The sequence below is a fragment of the Paenibacillus taichungensis genome (assembly GCF_013359905.1).
In the GTDB taxonomy this organism is placed as follows: domain Bacteria; phylum Bacillota; class Bacilli; order Paenibacillales; family Paenibacillaceae; genus Paenibacillus; species Paenibacillus taichungensis.
The window spans coordinates 842,363-865,039 of the sequence record NZ_JABMCC010000121.1 but is presented as its reverse complement, the minus strand read 5'-3'; the positions used below and the strand labels follow the sequence as shown (position 1 = coordinate 865,039).

At 48.4% G+C, this 22,677-nt stretch carries 19 protein-coding genes; 4 read left to right on the top strand and 15 right to left on the bottom strand.

What is annotated here, in order from left to right; genetic code table 11:
- Nucleotides 1–232: 232 nt before the first annotated feature.
- The 3 genes from HP548_RS31805 to HP548_RS31795 all read right to left on the bottom strand — a co-directional run bounded on the left by HP548_RS31805 (nt 233) and on the right by HP548_RS31795 (nt 3,057).
- On the bottom strand, nt 233–1,018 hold the full coding sequence (locus HP548_RS31805; protein WP_343054956.1) for a glycoside hydrolase family 43 protein: 786 nt from the start codon (nt 1,016–1,018) through the stop codon (nt 233–235).
- Nucleotides 1,019–1,191: 173 nt separating this feature from the next.
- On the bottom strand, nt 1,192–2,049 hold the full coding sequence (locus HP548_RS31800) for a DMT family transporter (RefSeq protein WP_217504873.1): 858 nt from the start codon (nt 2,047–2,049) through the stop codon (nt 1,192–1,194).
- Between the two features lie 42 nt (nt 2,050–2,091).
- Entirely contained in the window at nt 2,092–3,057 is a 966-nt protein-coding gene (locus HP548_RS31795; RefSeq protein WP_343054955.1) for a metallophosphoesterase family protein, read from the bottom strand.
- A 262-nt stretch (nt 3,058–3,319) separates the two neighbouring features.
- On the opposite strand from HP548_RS31795, the gene HP548_RS31790 reads away from it, so the two are divergent.
- From HP548_RS31790 to HP548_RS31780, 3 genes are all read left to right on the top strand, one after another.
- The gene (locus tag HP548_RS31790) at nt 3,320–4,090 is read left to right on the top strand and encodes a DeoR/GlpR family DNA-binding transcription regulator (RefSeq protein ID WP_076289975.1); all 771 of its coding nucleotides are present in this window, start codon (nt 3,320–3,322) and stop codon (nt 4,088–4,090) included.
- A gap of 76 nt (nt 4,091–4,166) precedes the next feature.
- Complete coding sequence (locus HP548_RS31785; protein ID WP_076289976.1) at nt 4,167–4,697, top strand: TetR/AcrR family transcriptional regulator; 531 nt, start codon at nt 4,167–4,169, stop codon at nt 4,695–4,697.
- 88 nt (nt 4,698–4,785) lie between these two features.
- A complete protein-coding gene (locus tag HP548_RS31780; protein WP_076289977.1) occupies nt 4,786–5,892 on the top strand; it encodes an MFS transporter in 1,107 nt (368 codons plus the stop codon).
- Nucleotides 5,893–5,928: 36 nt separating this feature from the next.
- On the opposite strand, the gene HP548_RS31775 is transcribed toward HP548_RS31780, so the two are convergent.
- Nucleotides 5,929–6,972, bottom strand: a complete 1,044-nt coding sequence (locus tag HP548_RS31775; RefSeq protein WP_246318282.1) for a formylglycine-generating enzyme family protein — start codon at nt 6,970–6,972, stop codon at nt 5,929–5,931.
- Nucleotides 6,973–7,112: 140 nt separating this feature from the next.
- A complete protein-coding gene (locus HP548_RS31770) occupies nt 7,113–7,658 on the bottom strand; it encodes a hypothetical protein (RefSeq protein ID WP_072734086.1) in 546 nt (181 codons plus the stop codon).
- A 249-nt stretch (nt 7,659–7,907) separates the two neighbouring features.
- On the opposite strand from HP548_RS31770, the gene HP548_RS31765 reads away from it, so the two are divergent.
- Nucleotides 7,908–8,207 (top strand): SunI/YnzG family protein, encoded by a 300-nt coding sequence (locus HP548_RS31765; protein ID WP_072734087.1) that lies wholly within the window; start codon nt 7,908–7,910, stop codon nt 8,205–8,207.
- 136 nt (nt 8,208–8,343) lie between these two features.
- Here HP548_RS31765 and HP548_RS31760 read toward each other — a convergent pair whose 3' ends face one another.
- The 10 genes from HP548_RS31760 to HP548_RS31715 form a co-directional block, all read right to left on the bottom strand.
- Complete coding sequence (locus HP548_RS31760) at nt 8,344–9,306, bottom strand: glycosyl hydrolase (RefSeq protein WP_175383905.1); 963 nt, start codon at nt 9,304–9,306, stop codon at nt 8,344–8,346.
- A 91-nt stretch (nt 9,307–9,397) separates the two neighbouring features.
- Nucleotides 9,398–10,408 carry a carbohydrate ABC transporter permease gene (locus tag HP548_RS31755; protein ID WP_175383904.1) on the bottom strand — a complete coding sequence of 337 codons (1,011 nt, stop codon included), beginning with the start codon at nt 10,406–10,408 and terminating at the stop codon, nt 9,398–9,400.
- Nucleotides 10,409–10,440: 32 nt separating this feature from the next.
- Nucleotides 10,441–11,340 carry a carbohydrate ABC transporter permease gene (locus HP548_RS31750; RefSeq protein ID WP_175383903.1) on the bottom strand — a complete coding sequence of 300 codons (900 nt, stop codon included), beginning with the start codon at nt 11,338–11,340 and terminating at the stop codon, nt 10,441–10,443.
- On the bottom strand, nt 11,337–13,922 hold the full coding sequence (locus tag HP548_RS31745; protein ID WP_175383902.1) for a DUF5696 domain-containing protein: 2,586 nt from the start codon (nt 13,920–13,922) through the stop codon (nt 11,337–11,339). The genes HP548_RS31750 and HP548_RS31745 overlap by 4 nt, the downstream gene beginning before the upstream one ends.
- A gap of 14 nt (nt 13,923–13,936) precedes the next feature.
- Nucleotides 13,937–14,557 carry a YIP1 family protein gene (locus HP548_RS31740; RefSeq protein ID WP_175383901.1) on the bottom strand — a complete coding sequence of 207 codons (621 nt, stop codon included), beginning with the start codon at nt 14,555–14,557 and terminating at the stop codon, nt 13,937–13,939.
- The gene (locus HP548_RS31735; RefSeq protein WP_175383900.1) at nt 14,538–16,004 is read right to left on the bottom strand and encodes an NHL repeat-containing protein; all 1,467 of its coding nucleotides are present in this window, start codon (nt 16,002–16,004) and stop codon (nt 14,538–14,540) included. Before HP548_RS31735 ends, HP548_RS31740 begins: the two co-directional genes overlap by 20 nt.
- 11 nt (nt 16,005–16,015) lie before the next feature.
- A complete protein-coding gene (locus HP548_RS31730; RefSeq protein WP_076289986.1) occupies nt 16,016–16,879 on the bottom strand; it encodes a carbohydrate ABC transporter permease in 864 nt (287 codons plus the stop codon).
- 2 nt (nt 16,880–16,881) lie between these two features.
- Nucleotides 16,882–17,793, bottom strand: coding sequence for a carbohydrate ABC transporter permease (locus HP548_RS31725; RefSeq protein ID WP_064641001.1), 912 nt, complete (start codon nt 17,791–17,793; stop codon nt 16,882–16,884).
- 75 nt (nt 17,794–17,868) lie between these two features.
- On the bottom strand, nt 17,869–20,796 hold the full coding sequence (locus HP548_RS31720) for an extracellular solute-binding protein (RefSeq protein WP_175383899.1): 2,928 nt from the start codon (nt 20,794–20,796) through the stop codon (nt 17,869–17,871).
- Nucleotides 20,797–20,912: 116 nt separating this feature from the next.
- Complete coding sequence (locus HP548_RS31715) at nt 20,913–22,259, bottom strand: ABC transporter substrate-binding protein (protein ID WP_175384040.1); 1,347 nt, start codon at nt 22,257–22,259, stop codon at nt 20,913–20,915.
- Between the last annotated feature and the right edge of the window lie 418 nt (nt 22,260–22,677).

Here is a 22,677-nt window from a genome sequence, read left to right as displayed (position 1 = left end):
AGCTATCACTGCTCACTTTTACATTACCGACACGCTACTCCTTCCAATATATCATGTTTGAGTACCTGCGATAAAATAAACAAATCCCCTCAGGCAGTCATCCTAGGCTCATCTGAACAGATGTTCCTTAAGATCATTTACCCTGAGGGGATCAAATGAAGAAGATTGAATAAGCGATTAGGCCAGTGCCTGCCTTTTCCGAATACGTGATCTGCATTTTCTGCATTTTACGTTACGTTGGGTTAACCATAAGCGTCAGTTGTCCATGATTCTCCTGCATGCGGAAAATAACAGGTCGTTCATTCGGATGATTGTTCGGAGCATGAATGGTGAGACACAATTGTCCTTCAAACGTTCGAAACAGCATCCCATGTCCTCCATTATTGGCGAACAACGGCTTCTCATCCTGCTTCCATGGACCTTGCGGTTTGCCGGACACCGAGCGGGCTAGTCCCAGTGTATAACCGTCTTGACCGGATGTGGACCACATCATGACGAGTTCATCATTTTGCATCCGATACAGAAACGGACCATCCGTGACATAACGGTTTCGCTGTTCTCCACCTCCGACAGACCATGAGGCTTCGGAAGCTTTGAATAACAGATCAGGTTTGCCTATCGTTCCTTTCAGATCGGGTTTCAGACGTACCGCGTACATCTCACCATCCTCCACCTGCACCCATTCCTTGCAAAAGATCATCCACGGATCACCCTGATCGTCCACATACAATGTACCGTCCAGGCATTCCCAATCGGGAGGCGTCAGGGAGCGACACCACAATTCAAAAGGCCCTTCCGGCTGATCAGCCACCAACACTCCTGTTACCCGTGGAACACCTTCTGCCTTGAAACTGGCAAACATATAAAAGCGTCCTTCCCATTCATAGACTTCCGGGGCCCAATAGTGGTGATCGGACCAGAAGTCCGCTGGTGCACGGAAGCATGGGGAAGGACCGCTCCAATGGATCAGGTCTTCACTCTCATAGACATCAAAACCGATGGCTGGGCCTTTCCACACATTTGCCCGATAGAGCCGTATAAATAATATTTCTTGCGCGATGGTATTGCCAGTATGTAGGGATCACGAAAATGAATATCTTCTAAACGGTGCACGTTCAATGGTTCATCCTCCTCATGAAAGCGATTCATTAACCATGAGTATACACCATATCTCCAAATACTGGAATTCCATTAACCCCACATACCAATCAGCAATATGCCGCCAAAAATAACGATGGAACAGAGAATGCGCTTCTTCCCCTGCTGTTCTTTCAATAACAAAATACCGAGGAAGGCAGCGAATACCGTTCCTACTTCCCGAAGCGGGCCCAGTCTAGCCATTGGCGCCTGCTGCAATGCAAACAGAAACAACAAGTACGAGCCCGGATTCAGCAGCGCTCCCAGCATAATGGTTGATCGGTTCTTCTGCCACTCCTGACGCAGTTGGCGGGAAGCGAGCAGCGCCGGAGTCAAGCCGGCAACAAAGCCAATGTTCGTCACTTCAAGTAACGACAGGGGTGAAATATGCTCTAGATTTAATTTGTCCACGAACACATAACTGGTTGTACATAACCCGACACATAAGGCCATAAGCACCGGCTTTGATCCTGTTACACTTGAGCCAGATTTGCCAACTCTACTTCCCACACCACTCAGCACCGTAAATCCTACAATCATGCAGGCAATACCTAGCCAGCCGAACATGGATAACGTTTCCCCCAGAAAAGCAACACCGATCAATGGCACCAACAAGGTGCTCGTTCCCCGCATAATCGGATAAATCTGCGACAAATCGCCCAATTCATACGTCTGCGATAGCAGCCAGGAATACAAGGCTTGCAGCGCCATCGATAACACGAGTAGTGCATAGGCTGGCATGGATAAAGGTTCCCGTACCAATTCCACAATAAGCACAGGCAGCAGTATTACGGTTGGAATCATCATGATGGACCATAAAAACACACTTTTGTTTAAACTGCGTTTGGTGAACATACTCCAGACAGCGTGAGCCATCCCGGAAGCGAGCACCAGAACTATAGGTAAAATCATAATCAAAACGTTCCTCTCTAATGCCTTGCTCTTCTATATTCTCTAATGTGCGGAAGTGCTCTCAGGTTGATGTTCTGGCTGTTCCTTCACGACCGATCCGTCTTCCAGTCGAAGCCAGGTATCAAAGCTGCGTTGTCCCGCCTGCAATTGAATAACCCGTCCTCCGCGCAGCATACCTTCCCTTCCATATGTGCTGTGTCCACTCGAACGCCCGTAGCAGAGACGAATGCCATGGTAAGTCCCCTGAAAATCATTCACATGATCATGTCCGCAAAAGCTCCCCATCACATCGCCCATCTCCAGCAGTGCAGAGAACAGACCCGAGTTCACTTGGGCAGAGCAGACAGGTTCGTATTTGCTGCCGTAACAGGTCTGTGTGTCCCACATGGACTGATATTCAGGAATCGGGATATGGAAAAACGCCAAGGCTGGGAGCTTCTCCCCGCGGCAGCGGCCGGGATTGACGCGTGTGGATTCAGACATCAGCCACTGGATCTGATTGGGCTGAATCCACCCATAACCGGGAATGGACTCGAACTGGGAATAGTTCCCTGAATCGAGTAAATACAACACTGCTGCCGGACGGCCATCCGCTCCGGCAATCTCCAGTGTGTAATTGCCTAGTCCCGCAATTTCACGTGGACCAGGTTCTGTCACATTATGGGCATGCTCCTGAATCACATCCATTAATCCATCGGGGGTAATCCGATTCTCTGTATCATGGTTGCCATATACAAAAGCCCACGGAATACCACGCTCTTCCACTACCGACACAGCATCCCGGAATGCCTGCTCCGGGTGTTCACATTCCTTATTGCCAGGATCAACCGGTCCCGTGTAAATGACGTCGCCTGTAAAGACAACCAGATCGGGTTGTTCCGCTTCAATGACCGTCTTCATTAACTGCCCGGTCCGAAGATCTTCAGGTCGCCCATCCTTCCAGTGTAGATCTGTAAATTGCACGATTTTGAATGTTCCATTTTTTTGAAAACCAAGCTGACGTTTCACCCTTTTTCCTCCCTGTTGATCCATGTACTATGGACTAAAGTTTTTAATGTTGTTTGTTGTGGTTTTACGTTGTTTTATATGATCTTATCGTCACATCATATTGCTGTCAATACATATTAAGAACAGAATATACTCCTTATATCCATTTCAAAATTGACAAGGTCTTCTCTCCAACATAAACTATTAAAGCAACAACAATCCACACTATCTCACAACTCTAGAATAAATAGAACTTAGAATCGAAACTTCAGGAGGCACAAACATGTCTTTAACGTATGAAGAACGCAGACACACCATTCTTATCCAACTTGCTACCCAGGGCAAAGTTCAGGTACAGGTTCTGGCGGATCTGTTCCAGGTATCCACGGAGACGATTCGGCGGGATCTGGACCGACTTGAAAAGGAAGGCGAATTGCGCAAAGTATACGGAGGTGCTGTACGTGTACGTTCAGGCATGATCGAAGCTCCATTTCAAAAGCGTGCGCAGCTTCAACTGAACGAAAAGCAGGCTATTGGCGTGGCAGCTGCCTCTCTGATTGAGGATGGAGAGACCGTAATGCTGGACAACGGCACAACAACGCTAGAGATCATGCGACAGTTGCGACATCGGTCTCAGGTGACCGTCATAACCAACTCCGTCCCCATTCTTACCTGTGCACTGGAGGAGTTTGCAGGCAAAATCATTTTCGCAGGAGGAGAAGTCACCCCGGTCGTACAAGCCTCTACTGGACCCATTGCTCATGAATTACTCAGTCAATTCAAAGTCAACAAGGCGTTCATCTCAGCAGGCGGCGTTTCGTTAACGGATGGGATCACAGATTATGTGCTGGAAGAGGCACTCATCTCCCGCAAAATGATGGAGCGTGCGGAGGAAGCCATTTTGGTAGCTGATCATACCAAGTTTGGACGTTCCACCTTCGCCCAGATTGCACCAATAAATCAAATATCCATGGTGATCACAGATTCTGGATGTCCCACAGAATGGACAGATGCTCTTCACCAAATGGAAATCGAAATGGTTCACAGCATTTGACAATGTGAGCCATTTTCTATATTTTAGAAGTATAATGATCGTTCTATCTTATTCTGAAAGGAGCGTATTACTTCCTATGAGCAGCAAAAAGGAAATGCTGTTGAACGTGGCTGAGGAATTATTCTACCTGCACGGCTTTCATTCTATCGGCTTGAAGCGAATCATCACAGATGCCGGGATTGCCATCATGACATTATATAATCACTTCAACTCCAAGGATGATCTCATTGTTGAAGTACTTCGGCGGCGAGAACAGCGCTATCTGGAACAGTTGCGGCAGTATGCCGACAACAAAGCGCAGCACGTATTCCTCAATCTGGCGGAAGGACATTCACGCTGGTTGATGGAGCATGAGTCAAGAGGATGTTTGTTTCTGCGTGCCAAGGAGGAATTTGGCGGAGATCCAGACAACGTCATAGTACAAACTGTCAACGCGCATAAGAAACATGTGATGACCTTGATCAAAAATCTTGATCCTGCCGCAAGTGATCGTGCAGTGCTGCAATTTAACCTGCTGCTGGAGGGTTCTACTGCACTCGCTGAGACAGAAAATGTAAATAGCGTATGTCGGGAACTCATTGACATGACGCAAAATAGTTTCAAGTAGTCCCACACCGGGTGAGTTAGTAGTTCAACTCACTTTTTTATTTCAAAGAAAATATAATGATCGTTCTATCTAAAAGGCGGTGGATTTGATGAAAAAAATTATTTTCCCAGGGATTGCCCTTATCGCTGTATGTTATGCATTCGGGAGATTCAGCTATGGGCTGTTTATGCCAGAGATCTCGGAAGCACTCCAACTGGACGATGCCCAATCCGGAGCAATCAATTCCGCAACCTACATTGCGTACTGCCTGTCTCTACTTAGTGCTCCACTGTTAATTAATCGCATCGGGCACTATCATGTCATTCAAATAGCGGGTGTTAGTGCTGTGCTCGGTTTATTGGGCATTGCCTTGTCTCCAAACGTATTTGTTCTCACACTAGGCGTATTTCTTGCCGGATTAAGTACAGGCTTAGCCTCTCCTGCATTGGGTAACACCGTCTATGCTGAGCTTGCGCCTGATCAGCAAGCCAGAGGAAACAGCTGGATTAACACAGGTACCAGCTTTGGCATTATCGTATCCGGTCCGATCTACTGGCTATTCACCGAGTATTGGCGTTTGACCTACATCTTCTTCGCTGTACTCGGTGTTGTAGTGGTGTTATGGAATAGACGTGTTCTTTCCCCACGCAAAACAGAGCCTTGTACCAAGTCCCTTTGGAGATGCATGAAGCCGACCAGACCCGGTGTAGCTCTGCTCATGGCTTCCCTTCTGACAGGTATCAGTTCTGCGATCTATTGGACCTTTGCCCGAAACTTCCTTACGGACGAAAAGGGGGCCTCCGATTCGGAAGCCGTGCTGTTCTGGATTGTGATGGGGATTATGGGGATTCTCGGCGGGTGTGCTGGCCGCATTATTGAACGCATCGGAATTGGATGGTCCTATCGGATAGGCCTTCTGCTGTTATCTGTTTCACTTGGCATTATCCTTCTTCCATCGATGGCCGCCAGCCTGGTCTCAGCCGTTATGTTTGGCAGTACCTATATCTTCCTGACCAGTGTATTCATCGTGTGGGCGACCAGGCTATTTCGTCCAAATACGTCCATTGGGATCAGCCTTGCTTTTCTCGCGCTTGGTGCGGGGCAGTTCATAGGTTCATCGATAGCGGGTTACACCATTGAGATGTTCTCCAACACTACAGCATTTCTGGCCTTTTCTGTACTGGGTCTGTTTGGATTACTCATTCGGGTGAAATAGACCGAGCCTTATTCTACAAACAAGCAAACCAACATACTATACATCCGCTGCGCATCTGAAACCAATATGCCCAGTAGATGTATCAGGCGTGTTGGGAATTCTCGCCGCCACTCTATAGCGATTGCAGTAGGAACGGTGGCATAGGTAGGAACCGCCTTTTAACACCTTGCGATCTTCATGAGGAGATAATTCCGTGTCAGCAGCCGTAGCCTTCTCATGATCCGTAACGTAGTTGTCTGCGCACCACTCCCATACATTGCCTGACATATTATAAAGTCCGTATGCATTGGGAGGAAACGATTGAGATGGAGCGGTGCCTGCATAACCGTCGGCTGCATTATTTTTCGTTGGAAATACCCCCTGCCAAATGTTGCAATAGTGCTGTCCATCTGGCCTTAACGTATCGCCCCAGGGATATTTTTTCTGAATTAGGCCACCTCGGGCTGCGTACTCCCATTCGGCTTCTGTGGGCAGACGTTTACCCGCCCAGCGGCAATAGGCATTGGCATCATTCCATGAGATATGAAGAACCGGATGATCAGAGCGATCATTCACATGAGATTCGGGTCCTTCGGGATGAGCCCAATCCGCACCTTCAACAACCCACCACCAGGGTGTCTGTTGAACCACGTTTCGAACTTGAGTCGCCGTTTCCGGAGAAACGAACAGATGAAAAACAAAAGACCAGCCAAACCGCTCCGCCTCAGTCCGATACCCCGTCTCACGAACAAACTGTGCAAATTCTGCATTGGTTACCGTACAGGCATCCAGATAAAAGGATTTCACCTGAACTTCCCTGACGGGGCCTTCCCCATCTGCTTCAAAAGCTTCGGGGTCATTCGTACCCATCAAGAAACGCCCACCTTCAATACGAATGCTTTCTTTCTTCTCTGCTCTATTGGTTAGAGCTATCGTGAAATCAGCTGTATAACTGGTATGACTGGATGGTTTGTCCTCAACAGCCTCTACCGCTGCAGCCGTTTCCTCTGGCAGACTCTTTTCCTCCAACTTACCGTCTCGGCTTGCAGCGCAGCAGCAGGAAGAGGGTTTCTTTGGCAGCCGATCATGCATCTCAAGCATCCCCTTCTATGGTTAGGTTTAAGACTTTTTCCCCCTATTGTACACGGCAGGACGAATATTCGGATACGGTGGTGTTATCATTCCTGCTCCTACTTTTTTGAACAGTCCATTCAACTGAATTTCTTCATCCATTTCGCATATCAATCAAGGTAACGATATGGTCTGATAATTCTCTCGTTCCACACCTGTACTTCGATATAACGCTCCGGTCCGAGATCACCCTGTTGATTCCATTCCTGAGGCCAGCCATAGGATTGAATAATGTCCAGTATTTCATCTTTCGTGTAGACCTGCTTACGATAAGGTTTATCATCGATATAACGCATCGTTGGAAACAAATCGCCGTAGGTAAAACTTACGGAATCAGCAGGCAGATTCTCCCATGAGATCGTGACCCAATCCGGTTCGGTATACCAAGATTCCAACCACGCGCATGCACCCAGGGTCATATAGTGAGGATAACGGTTGGTCGGTTTCCCACCTTTGGAGATAAACTGCTCGTACGCTTTCCGCTCAAGTTCTCTTCGAATCATCATGTAATCTGCTGATCGCTGACTGGCAAAATTCCGGCCTCCCTGCCTGATATGCTGCGCAACGGCTTCTGCATCCTGCTCGGACAAACTGGAGAGATTGCGGAATGGTCCAACCCTTTTTTCAAAATAATGATACGCTTTCAGATCTGTCATACGGCACCACCTCCATGTACATCTCTTCGTCCCCCGTTTTCGTTAGTCATAGTGTACATCACGCCAACATGTATGGAAATAACTGTAGCAAACCATTTCCTCTGGTACACTATGCCATTTCAATTACAGTACCATCTTCCGATCGCTGCTTCGCTTCTCCAGGATGATCCAGCACTCTCCGTCCAATAAGTGATAAACTAATAAAAGGGCATTTATCTTCAACAAGCTTAAAGGGAGGAGGTTGTGTGTATGTTAGGCATAAAAGTACAGCAAGTAGAGAATCAACTCATCATCCGTTGGCAGCTTTCCAAAATAGAAATTCCCATCTCAGATATTAAAACAGTTACCCTTGATGATACATATGGTGGAAGTGAGCCTTCAGCCGTTCGAATCGGCGCAGCGTATGGCTCTTCCGAAACAATTCTAATCCGTACAACCAATCAACACTATATCCTGTTCACTTCCAGTGAGACTTTATTTCCAAAAATCAGTGCCATGCTATCCAATAATTCAGGTGAAGCGGAATGCGTCAAACTTGCAACGTGCTAACGAATCTAGCGCACCTTAAAGGTCCGATTCTCAAGGCAGGCCAAATTAACGCGAACAAGGGGCGTCCACCGTCATGTTCATGACTTGTGGAACAGTCCCCTTTTTTTTCACGTCGGTAGAAGTTCAAATGATATCCCTATCTCCAACTCCACTTCGGTAATTGATCCAGCGTAATGACTTCTTCACTATTATATACTTCCTTCAAATACGCCACGGTATTATGATTACCACCCTGTAGGAATTCTCCCGTCCAGGTACAAAACCAGCTCCAATGTACACCTTGCTCTTTCATCTGCTTTGGATCTGGAATGGAGCCGTTCTCGGCTAAGGCAATGATTTTGCTGTCATTCACCAGTTCACGCAGATTTTCATAACGCTTAGCTAATGGGCTGTGATCGCCTGCTTCTGGATACACATCCACACTCACAATGTCCACCACATCGTCACCCGGATACCAATCCGGCTTTTCCGAGTTCCACACCCAGATCAGATTACCCAGCTCATACTTGTTGACCAATTGATCATACATTAGGCGATATAACTGTTTGGCAGGTTCAGGTCCTTTGGCTCCCCACCAGAACCAGCCTCCTTCCGCTTCATGAAGCGGCCGGAATAACACTGGCACCCCAGCCTCCTTGAGTTCTTGCAGATGTACTGCAATTGCATCGATATCCCGGATCAATAAGGTATACTCTTCCGATTCAGGGTGAGCCAGCGCTGACGCGAGATCGTAGGTGGTGGCATCCGTATAGAAGCCGCGCCACCATTCTTTACCGGGTTCATTGATCAGATTAGCAGGTGCATTCCAGTGCCAACATAATGTCACAATTCCGCCTTGCTGATGCCATGCAATCGCATCCCGAATCTCCTGAGAGATCGCGCCGCGTTCTGTCCTTGATGGAGAATAATCCATGAGATCGAATCCAATTACCGCCGGCTTGCGGCCTGTATTCTCATTAATCCAGTTCAGATTGCCGTAATCCTGTTGACCTGACAGTACCCCTTTTCCATAACGGTCCGCCAAATACTTCATCAGTTCTCTAGCCTCGGAAGTCGCATCTTTATTCACTAAATTACTGCTTATCTTTTGCTCCGTCATTGATAATCCCCCATTCCCATGCAGGGCACATAGCGACCCAAATATCAAAAACACCCGAATTACGCATCCTATACGACTACTCCAAACCCGGTTAACCAACTACACCTGAACGTTCAATACTCTCGACGAAATAGCGTTGTACAAACAAATACAAAATAATGAGCGGTGCAATCGCCAGCAGAATGCCTGTATCCACGATCATGGCAACATAATTAGGGTCTGCCTTCATGCCCGAGTTCGAACCAAAACCCATCAATTGGGGAATTAACTGGTTCGCCTGGGCAGGCAATGAAGCCACCTTCAGCGAGATAAGCGGGCTTTCACTCATGAATAGCGCGGAATAGAACGTATCGTTGTACTGCCAGACAAACGAGAACAGAATGACTGTGATCAGCGGCGAAATGGCGTTCGGCAGCATAATTCGGGCAAATGTCCGAAATCCGCCCGCTCCATCAATCAGTGCAGCTTCTCCAATTTCCTTGGGCATGCCCTTGAAGAACTGGCGGAAAATATAAATGAACAGCCCCGCCTTCAGCCCACCAGCCGTAGCCGCAGTAATCATGGACGGCCAGTATGTATTCAGCAGGTTGATCCCCTCTCGTCCCGTGAACAGATGAACCATTCCAAGGATGTCAAAGTTGCGGAAATGCAGATACATCGGCACCATCAGGGTGCTTGTTGGCACCAAAATAGTGAGGATGACCAATACAAACAGCACATTGCTGCCGGGAAAAGAAAAGCGGGCGAAGCCGTACCCGGCTAACGCACAGGATATCGCTGTGAGCAGCGTTGTAATCGTGACGAACAAGAGCGTATTCGCCAGCAAAGGCAAATAATCCATCACCTGCGCCGCAAGCTTGATATTATCCAGCGTAAAATGCTGGGGAATCATATAGATGGTCGGATTATAGATATCCTGTTTATCCTTGAACGCAACCGAGATTTTAAGAAACAATGGATACAAAATAATAAATGAAATACCAATAATCAATGCATATCTGAAGATGGAATACAGGAGGTCCGATGTCTTGTTTCGTACCCTCTGCATGCGGTAGTTCTCTTTCGGAACCACCACCATACGATCCGTTCCCGACACAGCCATAGTCTCATGCCTCCTTCTACGTTCGTTAGCTTTCAGTTGTAATGAACCCGTCGTGACAGTACCCATCCGACAACAACTAATACCAGGCCGATGACCAGCGTATACAGCCAGGACATGGCTGAGCTCAGACCGAAGTTCTGGGTTTTAAACGCCGTCTGGTAAATGGCCTCCGTCACCGGGCTGCCTGCAAAGGAATCAATAATCGTATAGATGACATTTGTCAGGATCAATGGACTCACCATCGGAAACGTAATTTTCCAGAAGGATTCATAGGCCGTTGCCCCTTCAATTTTGGCCACTTCGTACATGGAACCAGGTACCGATTGCAGCGCAGCGAGGAAGATCAGAATCTGTACGCCAGAGCTGCTGACAATATCGTAGATGCGCATAATGGCTTCCACGATGTAATCGACATATGCCATTGGCAGCCCCACATCATTCAGCATTCGCACGATTGAAACGACGTTGAACGAAGCTCCCCCTTCGGTAGACGATTCAATCGCACTGGCGTCCCCCATCAGATTGATCAAACCTGCGGACTCGGCCGCCGCCACCGCACTGGAGGCCAGTATGACTGGCAGGAAGAAAATCGCACGTGCCATCGTTCTCCCTTTGAATTTCTGGTTAAGCAATGTCGCCGTAAATAAACTGAAGAATAGAATCATCGGCACATTCAGCAGCATCGCTCCGACCGAATCCACCAAGATCCGGTTGAATGTTGCATCGACCAGGATGGCATCCTTGAAATTTTTCAGCCCGACAAAATCCAGTACATATCCTCCCGGGGCAACCGACAGATTGCTCAAACTGAACCGGATCGATTGCAGCAGCGGCGTAGCGAACAGGAAGATGAAACCAATCAGCCATGGCAAAATAAACGCAAGTCCAAGCAGCGCTCTCCGTGATTTCAAAGATAAACGAAGGCTTCTCATTGGTTCACTCCTTCCACTGCATAGTCCGCCCCGCCAACGGTAATTCCATTAATCGTTACCGGATCAGCCGTGTAATTCACCAAAATCGTTGCACCGCCACTATAAGTGACACGCACTACGCCATCCTGAACTCGTTCATGCTCGGTTATTGGATGGTTCCGCAAATGACCTAATACTTCATTCGCTTCCTTGTATAATGCAGCTGCGTCATCTACCCAATATGCAAAGTCAGTGGCATAAGCCGAATCATAATTGGTCAGCTTCAGCTTGGATGATGGTTCATACGTCCATTGAAATTGCGGAGCTGAGCCCAGCTCCAGACTGCGGAGCAGCTGTTTGCGCAGATCTTGATCCCCTGACGTATTCATTGCGGAAGCAGCGTAGTCCATATATCCATGAATGACCATTTCATAAAAAGGAACTTCCTCATCGGTAATGTTGAACCGGCTGGAGCCTGAGGGAGCATTAACAATATGCTGCGTATATCCCCACGCATAAGCATTAGCGGATGATAACATTATGTTCGGATATTCCTGCTGCAGCTTGCCCAGTTGCTCCTTCACGATGTTCTTCGCGGTTTCACGGTGGATGACACGACTATCCCGATAATCCGAGCTCAATACCTGCCCGAGATCACGTAGCGATAATGCGCTGAATTCCAGTCTGTTGATTTTCCCTGCAAACTCGCTCACCACATACGGCAGCTTGGCGGCCGACAACAGATAATAACTATCTTTGCTCTGATCCATCCGGTTGAGGGCAGGACTGTATGGATACAATTCAGCCGTCTCCTTGGTGACAAATCGCGCTGCATCGGAGGAAGGAGCAAAGTTCCAATCGTCGTGATAGATACGCTGGAACGCCACATCAGGGAATAACGCTCCACCGGACTGCTTCAGTTGTTCAGACAGATCCTGCAACTCGGAACGACTGCCCACTTCACTGTCCAGCTTGACCTGGGTAGGTGTATGGTGGCTGACCCCCCCGCCAAACCATCCCTGATACCGCATCTGCACGCGGTTCACACCTTCCTGCTGCAGCTTCGCAGCCATTTCAGCCGCTTGTTCATACGTCGTCATAGCCAATGTGGTCCGATAAGGTACACCCAGGAATGAAGCTTTTTTGTCCACTGCACCTAACACATCCACGTAAAAAGGCAAGGCTGATACGTCCTCCAGCGGTTTCAGTACGTTCTGCTTCACCAATTGCTGCTGATACAAACGGGCCATACCGGAATAGCTGGCATCCTTACCATTAAGAAAATGGTATCTCACCTGAATATCCCCGCGGAATGGTTCCTCGCTTAATAGCTGAATCTCCTGCATCTTTTGCGAGGTATACATCTCCAGCTCATCCTCACCCCGCAGGGAGAACGTGCCGTAGACGTGGTTGTAGCTATTTTGCCTACCTCCAATATCCGCAGAGATACTGGCCATGCCATCCCCTTTTTCAATCACGGCAAACCAGGCATGTTCACCGTTCTTCAAACCAAAGACAGGCATATGCACAGATTCACTAACCTGCGGGCGACTGAGTGAATTGTCACTCGGATCTGCACCGTACACACGCTGTACGTACTGCTCCTCTTTGACCTTTCCGTTATTCAGATGAATCAGACTGCCTGAACCGTCAGGTACAAACATATAACCTTCACCTTTCGTATCCGCGGCACCAAAATAAGCGAGCAGATCGATATTACGAATGCGGTACTGACCGCTCTCTTTCACCTGACTTAGTGGCACGGTTACAACCAGCGAACCTTGATCCAGCCGATATTCCACCGGAATGACGAAGCTTGGTTTATCCGATGAGCCCCCGCCTTCGACTCCATTCTCCTCATTGTCAAAAGCAAGATCGTCAGCAGTGTACCCCGCCGCCTCAAAGGCATCCAGCATCTTGTTCAGCACAAGCTGCTTAGATATCTGTCCATCCAAGCGTTCCAGCACATCCGGGTTGTTTTTGGTTGGATAATAACGAGCCGATGTGTATCTTGCAACTGTCGCATCCAGTTTCGAAAGAACCTTTTCCTCCAGACGCTGTTTGCTGATCAGTTTGGGTAGAGCTTCAATGCCGAGCGAGGTATCCCCAAGCGTGTATGTAACGCGAATACCCTGATCCACATTGGTAGCTGCGAACTGTTTGTTGCTGATACTGGAGCTAAAGTTCGGAAAATTCTCCAGCGTACCAATTGCATCCCGAAATGACACGTTCAGCTGGGAGGACAGCACCTCCTTTTCATAAGCAGAAGCCAGGCCATCCTGATTACGTTCGTTCGGATTGCTGTACCAGATCTGACCACTCGCTCCATCACGAACGGCAATTTCCGTCGTTTCCTCGTTGTAATACAGCGCCAGTCCCTGGTCTTCGACGACCAGTTGCATACCCGGCACACCCTCTGAAGAATCGGTAAGGAATTGCAATGATTCCGTCTCGGTTGGCATAGCCTCTGTTGTTGCTTCAAGATAAGCCGTTGCTTCCACAGCAGGTACTCCCCTGTTATTGATATACAGCAGTCCAGCCGCGATCAGAATCACAGCAGCACCACTGGCCAGCACCGTATATATTCGTTGCCTTTTGTTCACGGATGCCGCCTCCTTTAGGTCCGAAAAATCAACTCGCGGTAGATGTTGTAACCGAATTCATATAACTGCTGCAACATGCTGAACACCAATGCTCCGAGGAACACGATTATGCCCATGACAATTACCGTCAGCAGCATCGTCAGAATCGTTTTGATCACGGTGTACTGGTGTACCGTCATCGTGCCAATGAAGAGCAGCAGCACGAACCAGAAGAACGCGATGCTATTAAATAAATAATAAAAAGCCGTCTCTTCCTGTACCATAAAGCGGCTGATGATAATCATCGGGACATAGATCAAAATAATCGGAATAAGCGAGTATCCTGTTGCCAGAAAAATCTCCTTGAACTTCCCTTCACCTTCCATCAGGGTGGTTACAGCACAATTGGCTATGCACCAAAGAAAGAATGGCACTGCAACCGTAGCGATCTCCCCTATGCTGTTGATTGTGCGAGGATCGACGTAATTGACGAGAAACCCCGCGTATTGTTTTTGCAAAATCATCATGATAATGGTAAGCGCCAGTGCTCCAAAAGCAACGGTCAACCTTCCCCGCTGATCCGACTTGATATCCCAGAATGCATCAATGGGGTGAAAAATGAGATGCAGCGGAAACTTAATGTAATCCTGCTTCACTGTCAATCTGCCTCCTCCGTCTCCATTTAACCGCCACTCGGACCAGGATCAGCATGAAAATCAGTGCGATGGCAAGCGTCAGAAAGGTGCCGAAATGTTCCTTCATCATCTCTCGCCGATATCTTTTGAACGCGACAGAATAACTTTTGCGATCCATTCCCAGTTCGAAGTAACCCAGAGCTTCCTCGTTTTTCTTCTCCATCAGCAAGGACTTGCCGATACCGATATAAGCGATATCATAGTTGGCGTTCAGCTTCAGCACTTCTTTCCAGATATGAACAGCCTCTGTATCCTCGCCCTGATAATGAAGGGCAACCGCCTCATTCACGCTGGCTCCAAACCGTGTTGGCTCATAGATAACCAGATTGCTTTTTCCCCGATCCAACACTAATTGATGATCCCCGGACTGTTCCATGGCGACTGGTGTTTTGAGCGTTCCCACCTGATTTCCTTTGCCTCCATATACGTAGAGCAGATGACCTTCATCATCGTAAGTAAACACCCGGTTCTGCGTCGCATCCAGCACACTGTACATACCGTTACCCAGTACCTTCACATCAATCAGCTTGGACGGACCCGGGTTATTGCGGAATCTGATATCTCCTTTGACTTCAAAATAACCAAACCTCTTCAGCACATCCTCACCGGATGGATTGAGACGTTTAATCGGTTCGCTGGAACCTGGGTCGATATTGGTCGCATATACGAACCCTTTGGAGTCGATATCCACATTGGAAAACTCGGTCGGTACAAACAAAACCATCTGCGCCCGCTGGGCTTTGGTTGAGAGCATCCGCCAAATGTATTCGCCGTAGTCGCGTTCCACCTTGTTCGTACCAACGTATCCAATGAACTGACCGTGCTCGTCAAACTGCATAATTCCTTCATAGACACCCTGAGCCACCACATACACCCTGCCTACCCGATCCACAGTCAATTTCAACGGTTGGAATTGAAAATTGGTCGCGAGGATATCAGACTCTGGCTTCGTAATGGTATGGACCAGCTGACCTTCCGCATCCAGGACAACTACGCGGCTGTTCCCTGTATCTGCGATGTATACTCGATCCTCTTCATCCACGAATAATCCACCTGGCGTATTAAAACTCTCCTTGCTGCCGTCCATCATAAATCCTTCGATTACCCGCAACAGCTTATACTGCGCGTCAAGGACAACAATTCGGCTGTTGCCACTGTCCAAAATATAAATCTGCCCGGAGGGAGAGACGTTTACATCACCGGGGTCTTTGAATTCGCCAATGCCCAGGTCGCTGCCCGAAATGGTTTGCTTGGGCAGATAGGCATCCGGTGACGGAACGGCCTCTTTCCAGTAGTTGTAGTTATAACTCTCATACGGCGCCGGGGAGGCCGCCGCAGGCACGGAATTCACCAGCAGCAGCGATACTGCCGCCAGGAGAACAAGCCATCTTTTCACTGTGCGTGCCATATCGTCCCCCCTTATTCCTTCATGCCCGAACTCGCCATCGTCTCAATGATGCGGCTCTGGGAGAAAATGAATAGCGTAATGGGCACACTCATCAAAATAAGTGCTACCGCAGCACCTGCCCCAGCCCGGGATATCCCGCCCTGAATGATCTGACCCGCCGCATAGTGCAAGGTCTTGAGCTGTTCACTGTAGATGTACCCATTGCCATCACTGCCCCACAGCATCTGGAACAGCAGAATGATCAATGTGAGCCAAGCTGGCTTTACATTCGGCATGACAATGGACCAGAAAATTCGGTATTCACTGGCACCGTCAATTTTGGCTGCTTCCAGCAACGCATCCGGGATCTGCTCCATGAACTGCTTCATCAGATACAGACCCAATGAATAGGCAAATGCCGGAATAATGACGGCCCAATACGTATCAATCCAGCCCAGCCATGACATGATCATATAATTGGGAATGGCCGTCACGGCAGGCGTGAACATCAGGGAAAGCACAACAACCTGGAACATGAACACTTTGCCCGGAAATTTGTGCTTGGCGAGTGGGTATGCCGCTGCCGATGCGAGCAGCACATGGCCCACGATGCCAATGCCTGTAATAAATACCGTATTGAATATATAACGTGAGAACGGAACCCACGAGTCACTCAGCAGATTCAGCAGATCCGTGAAATTGCTGAACGTTGGATTTTTGACAAATAGCGTTGGTGGAAAAGTAAAAATCTCATCCAGCGGTTTGAACGCATTATTGATCGCATAGATCAGCGGCAGCACCATGAAAGCACCAAATACGAGCAGAAGGGTAAACAGGGAGATGCTGCCCGATAAGGAGCGGTTCACCCGCTTTTTGCCTGTTGCAATTGCAGCCATAGCTATTCCCCCACCCTTCGAAGCAGTTTCTGTACCAGCAAGTTGGTGCCCACCATAATCATGAACAGTACGGTTGCAATCGCCGAGGCGTATCCCATCTCAAACCGCGTTGTACCAAAGTCGATCAAATGGGTCACCACCGTCTCCGCCGCATAGTTCACACTTGGGAACCCCGCCAGCGCAATAGATACATCGGCCACGGCGAATGAGGTCGTAAGTTGAATGACCGCACCGAACATCAGTTGCGGACGCATTGAAGGCAGGGTAATATACCAGAGCTCCTGCCAGCGATTTTTGATCCCGTCTACCGCACCTGCTTCATATAACGTCCGGTCTACGGTCTGCAAACCGGCGATAAAAGCCAGAAAGCCTGTGCCAAGACTGAGCCACAATTGCACCAGAATGAGGATTGGCATAATGTAGGCTTCCGTTTTCAACCACTGGATTGGCTCCAGCAGAAATCCCCATTTGATCAGTAATCCATTGGCTATACCGTAGCGATCCCCCGAGAAAATCATCAACCAGATAAAATAGACATTCCCCGAAATGGATGGCGCATAGAAGATCAGCGTCATGAACGCTCTCCATTTGGGCGTTAATTCATTAATGATCCACGCAAATACGAAACAGGCAATATAACTGATGGGTCCGGTAATAATGGCAAACAGCAACGTGTTTTTGATGGCAATCAGAAATACGTCATCCTCCAGAAACAGCCGGGTATAGTTCTGCCAGCCAATAAAACGCGGAAACTCCAGCATGTTGAAATAGGTGAAGCTGAGTATGATGGAGATGACCACCGGAATCACAGTAAACATGATGAATAGGATCATATAAGGAGCTAGCAGTACATAGGAATGTTTGCTGGCCTTCATTTCCTTGAGCTTCCAGGACCACCATGATTTCATGCCCATGCCTGGTGTTTTCTCAGGAGGACTGTTTTGTCCGTCTCGGAGTGATATTTGTGACACTGTTAACCCTCCCTCTGCTTACGGAAGACCAAATTCATTACGCTTGACTCGAATCTCGTCCTGAATGTACTGGGTGTAATCCATGATGGATTCCCTGGCTTCCACTTGACCAACAACCGTCTTGTAAAATGCATTGAACAGATGACGTCCGGTAAAATAACCACCAGGTACTTCGGGAATGCCCTTTACTGTCTCGAATTGTGCCTTCAGATTCGCATAGTCCTCAGCAGGCCATGGAAGTGAATCGAGTGCCTTGATGTTGGCCGTCGGATAACGCGCAGCCGCACCCATCAGCCCTTCCATCTCGCGGCCAAACTCAGCCTGAACCGGTGTACTGGTCCACCATTTCATGAACTCCCACGCCGCCTCCTGATCCTTGGCACTTTCCAGCATCATGACCGCACTGCCGCCACCCGGAACGTCCCGATTCAATGTTCCATCCGGCTGCACAGTCCCCGGAACAGGAACAAATCCCCATAATCCACGGATCTCCGGTGCAAATACGGACAACTGGTTATACATCGTGTAATCCGTCAGACCAATCGGCATCTGTCCGGTCCGGAAACGGTTGGCAAAGTCATACTCCCGCTCCAGCTTGTAATCGGTATAAAACTCTGTCCACTTCTTAAAGGTCTCGATGCCGATGCGCGAATCCAGATCCGATTCCTTGTCGTCATTCCGATAGAAGGAGCCGCCGTTCTGCAGCAGCATCGTTGCATACTGCGAATTAGGCGGGATATTGACCCCCTGCATGTTGGCCTGGGCCACCACCGGCATGCCAAATTCCATATGATTTTTGCTCAGAATCGCCAGCAGGCTCTCGACATCATCCCACGTTTGAGGAACTTCAAGCCCCAGCTCTGCAAGCACATCTTTTCGATAAAACAACATATTAAAGGTCTGTGTCTCCGGCAGGGCGTACACGCCTGAATCATAGGCGTACGGTACGATGGCACTATCTCTAAACTCCTGTTCCACCGTGGTATAGTCACTAAACTGGGTGAGATCCACCGCCGAGTTCCGCATGGCAAAATTCACCGGCAGATCATTGCCGATCTGCATCGCGACATCCGGTCCTTCACCGGACAAGGTCGCTGGCAACAGCGTACCCATGTTGACCAGTTTCAAATTAACGTTAATGCCGCTCTCCGGTGTGAATGTCTCATCAATCATCGCTTTCATCGTGTTCGCCTGATCACGACCACTGCCGATCCAGACCGTCACCGTGCGCTGATCCTCTGATGTGGCTACGTTCCCGATCTGGTTATAATCAATGAAGAACGAATGATAGAATGTCTTCGCTTCATGACCAAGCTTCGCCAGCGGACCCATACCCGTTCCGGGAATGCTACTGTCTAATGAAGCTACATAGAGGGCATCAATCTCAAGCGGTTGCTCGCGAGCCTGCTGCACCCAAGTCCCCAGTCCGCCCGTGTTCGTTTTGTAAGCAGCAAGTCTTCTTGGAATGGTATCCGGCTTATCGATCATCTCATCCAGCTGTTGGGCCATCGTTTTGATCAACGCTTCCTGATCGCTGGACTGGCCTGACAGAAGACGAAGTTGCCTTGCCACTTCCTTCAGGCGTTTGCTTTCTCCGCTAAATACCTCCAACAGATTCGGAATCTGCTTCTCCACCCGATAATCCCGGAATTCATCCGGCTTGGTGCCTGTAATCATCAGAATTCTCCGGTACATGGAGTTCAGGTTGTACAGGCTGTCCTCCACATTGCGAATAAGTGGTGCGAAGTCGCCCAGGCTGTTCTCCAGCCGAATGACATGTTTGCCTTTATCCAACTGAAACTTGTAAGCATCCTCACCGCCCAGCACATCAATGCGATAGTCGCTTTGGTAACGGAACGGGGCTTTCGTCATCTCCGCAAACGGAATCTCGCCATCGATGGTCAGCTTGCGTGTGGAATAGATGCCTTTGACAAAATTTTGCTGAGCGGTAAAACCGATATGATAAAGTCCACTCTTCGACACGTCCACTTCCCATTCGATCCACTGTCCTGGCAGACGCCAGTTAAAGCCACCAATCGTATTAATACGCACCTGGGAAGCGCTGTACGGAGATACGGCTGAACTTGATCTTTCACTGGTTGGATATAACGTAGGTGAAGATTTGGCAACTGCCGCTTCCCCTTCAATTCGGATGAGCACATCCTTAGGCTGACCGGAAGAATCCGTCTGCTTAGCCCCTGCGGTTTCCGCATAAGCAACGGCTGGCTTCTCGTTGAATAGTCGTATGGATCGAATTACCATGGGTTCGCGAGAGGATTTCAGCGTTAACGTGTGCTTCCCTTTTTCCAGATAGAATTTGAATGGAGCCTGTTCATACCCGTCCGAGTCCTGAAATGTTTCCTCCATCCAGCGGGGCTTCTCCACTTGTTTTGGACGAAGATCATTGCCCTGATTATCCTGTTCAACAGCTTGCTTCTCATTGCCCCATACCCGATCAAACTGCAAATAGGCGGCTTCCGCAAACGGAAGTTCACCGTCAATGTACAATGCACGCTCAATGGCCGAACTCTTGCCTTCTACGGGAAAATAGACAGCAGAGAGGTTGTACAGCCCGGTTTCCGGTACGTCAACTACCCAGTCGATCTCGCCTGTCTCCCCAGTATGAAGCGATACACCCGGCCTGCCTTCATAATCCTTCAGTTTACGTACCTCTTCACCCTCTGCCCGTATGTAGTCTCCTGCTTCGATGGTCATATCCACATTCGGTCTTGAGGCCTCACCTGCTTGGGACAAATATTGTTCATATCCGTTCTTCTGCCTCGTCTGCTGCAAAATGGCATCCACCTCAATGGCAGGCAAACTGCCAGAAGGCACAACTGCACTCTTTACACCTGCACCGGAAGTAAGCAAAAGTATGACGCAGGCAGCTAATGCTGCAATGACTATGGGCAGGATCCATTTCTTTCGTTGTAGAATTCCAGCCATCTTACGAGCCCTCCTCATCAAGGCTGATGCCAGCAATACTTAGTTCGTGATACAGAAAAAGAGGTACCCGTGCGTGAGCCCGGACACGAGGCACCCCTGTCTGAATCATGCTGAAATTACTGTTTGCCAAGCTTATCGACTGCTGCTTGTGCCTGCGCTTTATACTTCTCGGCTGTTGCTGTAACGGAAGCATTTTTTTTGATAATGTCGTTTACATAGTCACCGATTGGATAACCCGCGTAGGCGTCATCCAGCAGGATGCGGCCCGTTCCAGCGATATGCTCCCGAATCATGGCGATGTCCTTCTCGTCGGTATAACGGCTTTCCAGGTAATCCTGACCTGGGTACTCTTCGATCTGTGGAATGTCGAAGGTTTCTTCATAGATTTGGTATACAATCTTAGGATCTTCCACACCTTTAGGAATGAATTTTGCTGAGGCAGCGTTGTTGGCGTATGTTACATCCTTGCTGCCCTGAGGACCGTTCGGAATTGGTACGACTCCGGCAGCAAAGGTGATATCGCCCAACTGCCATTCCGCAGCAGTGAACAAAGCCACATCTCCATCCTTGAATGTGTTGCTTTCCTCCCAGTTCGTTTTGTCACCTGTTTTGACTTTTACAACATTCTCGACGTTATACAAGCGTTTGACAAATTCGGCAGCTTCAATCGTTTTCGGATCGGACAATCCTTCTTTTGAATGTTCGTCATCTACAATCGTGCCGCCATTAGCTGCAGTAAAGTGACGAAGCACGTCAATAGCCCAGCCGGAGAACCCGTATACGTCAATTTTTCCGTCGTTATCTGTATCCTTGGTCGCTTGTTTCGCCAGTTCCAAGAATTTATCCCAGTTCCATTCGCCTTTGTTATAAAGCTCCTGAGGATCAGGTAACGACAGCTTCTTGAACAAGTCACGGTTATAGTGAAGTCCCAGACCAATGCTGGTTGGAGATTCAAATGCGTAGTAGTTGCCTGCAATGGCAGGGTATTTTGCGATCAGATTTGCCTCTTGGTTGATGTTATTCTCAGCTGTGGTGAATTCGGAGATCGGAAGCAGTTGCCCTTTGAGGATGGCGGGTAATGCGGATTTGTACTCCATCTGAACGATGTCTGCGAACGGTTCGCCAGCCAGCGCTGTCGTTGTAAATTTGTTCATGTATTCTTCGAATGGTACATTCACGAACTCGATTTTTACGTTGTATTTCTTCTCGACTTCAGCGATTTTATCTAGTCTCGCTTTATCCGAAGCGGTCTCCCCCGCTGGCTTCAGATCCCACCAGGCCGCAACCTTGATGACACGCCCACCCAAATCAGGTACATCGACTGCCACTTCTTCTGTTCCGCCTTCTTTGTCTGTCTCGACGGTTCCAGTGCTATTGCCCGTATTCGCTGGAGCATCATCAGCCGGCTGAGCCGTCCCCCCACCACTGCAAGCGGATACAAAAAGCATTACGGCCAATAACATGAGCGGCAAAACGTTCCATTTTTTAGTCACGATTTTAACAACCTCCCCGAATGTGTATACAAATCATGGTCCGGCATAACTCCCTGACTCCCATTTATCCTAATGAAATTCGATGATCACCACCATTTGTTATTTTATAGTTTGGTTTTGACAAACAAAATTTAACATAGCATAATGTAAGCGTCAACATTTTTATTGTTAACATTTTCTAATCATTCTGATAAAATGCTGTTATACCGCTTTAAAATCTTATCATATAGCATATTATCCGAATACCATTCTGAGTACTCCCATATCCAAAACGAAAATCATTTTAATTATTTTGTTATTTTATAAAATAACAAAAAGATAATAAACTATTCAAAATTCGCCTTTTTCTCCTGCAACATGTCCATCACCGTGGTCTATCTCCGTCGTT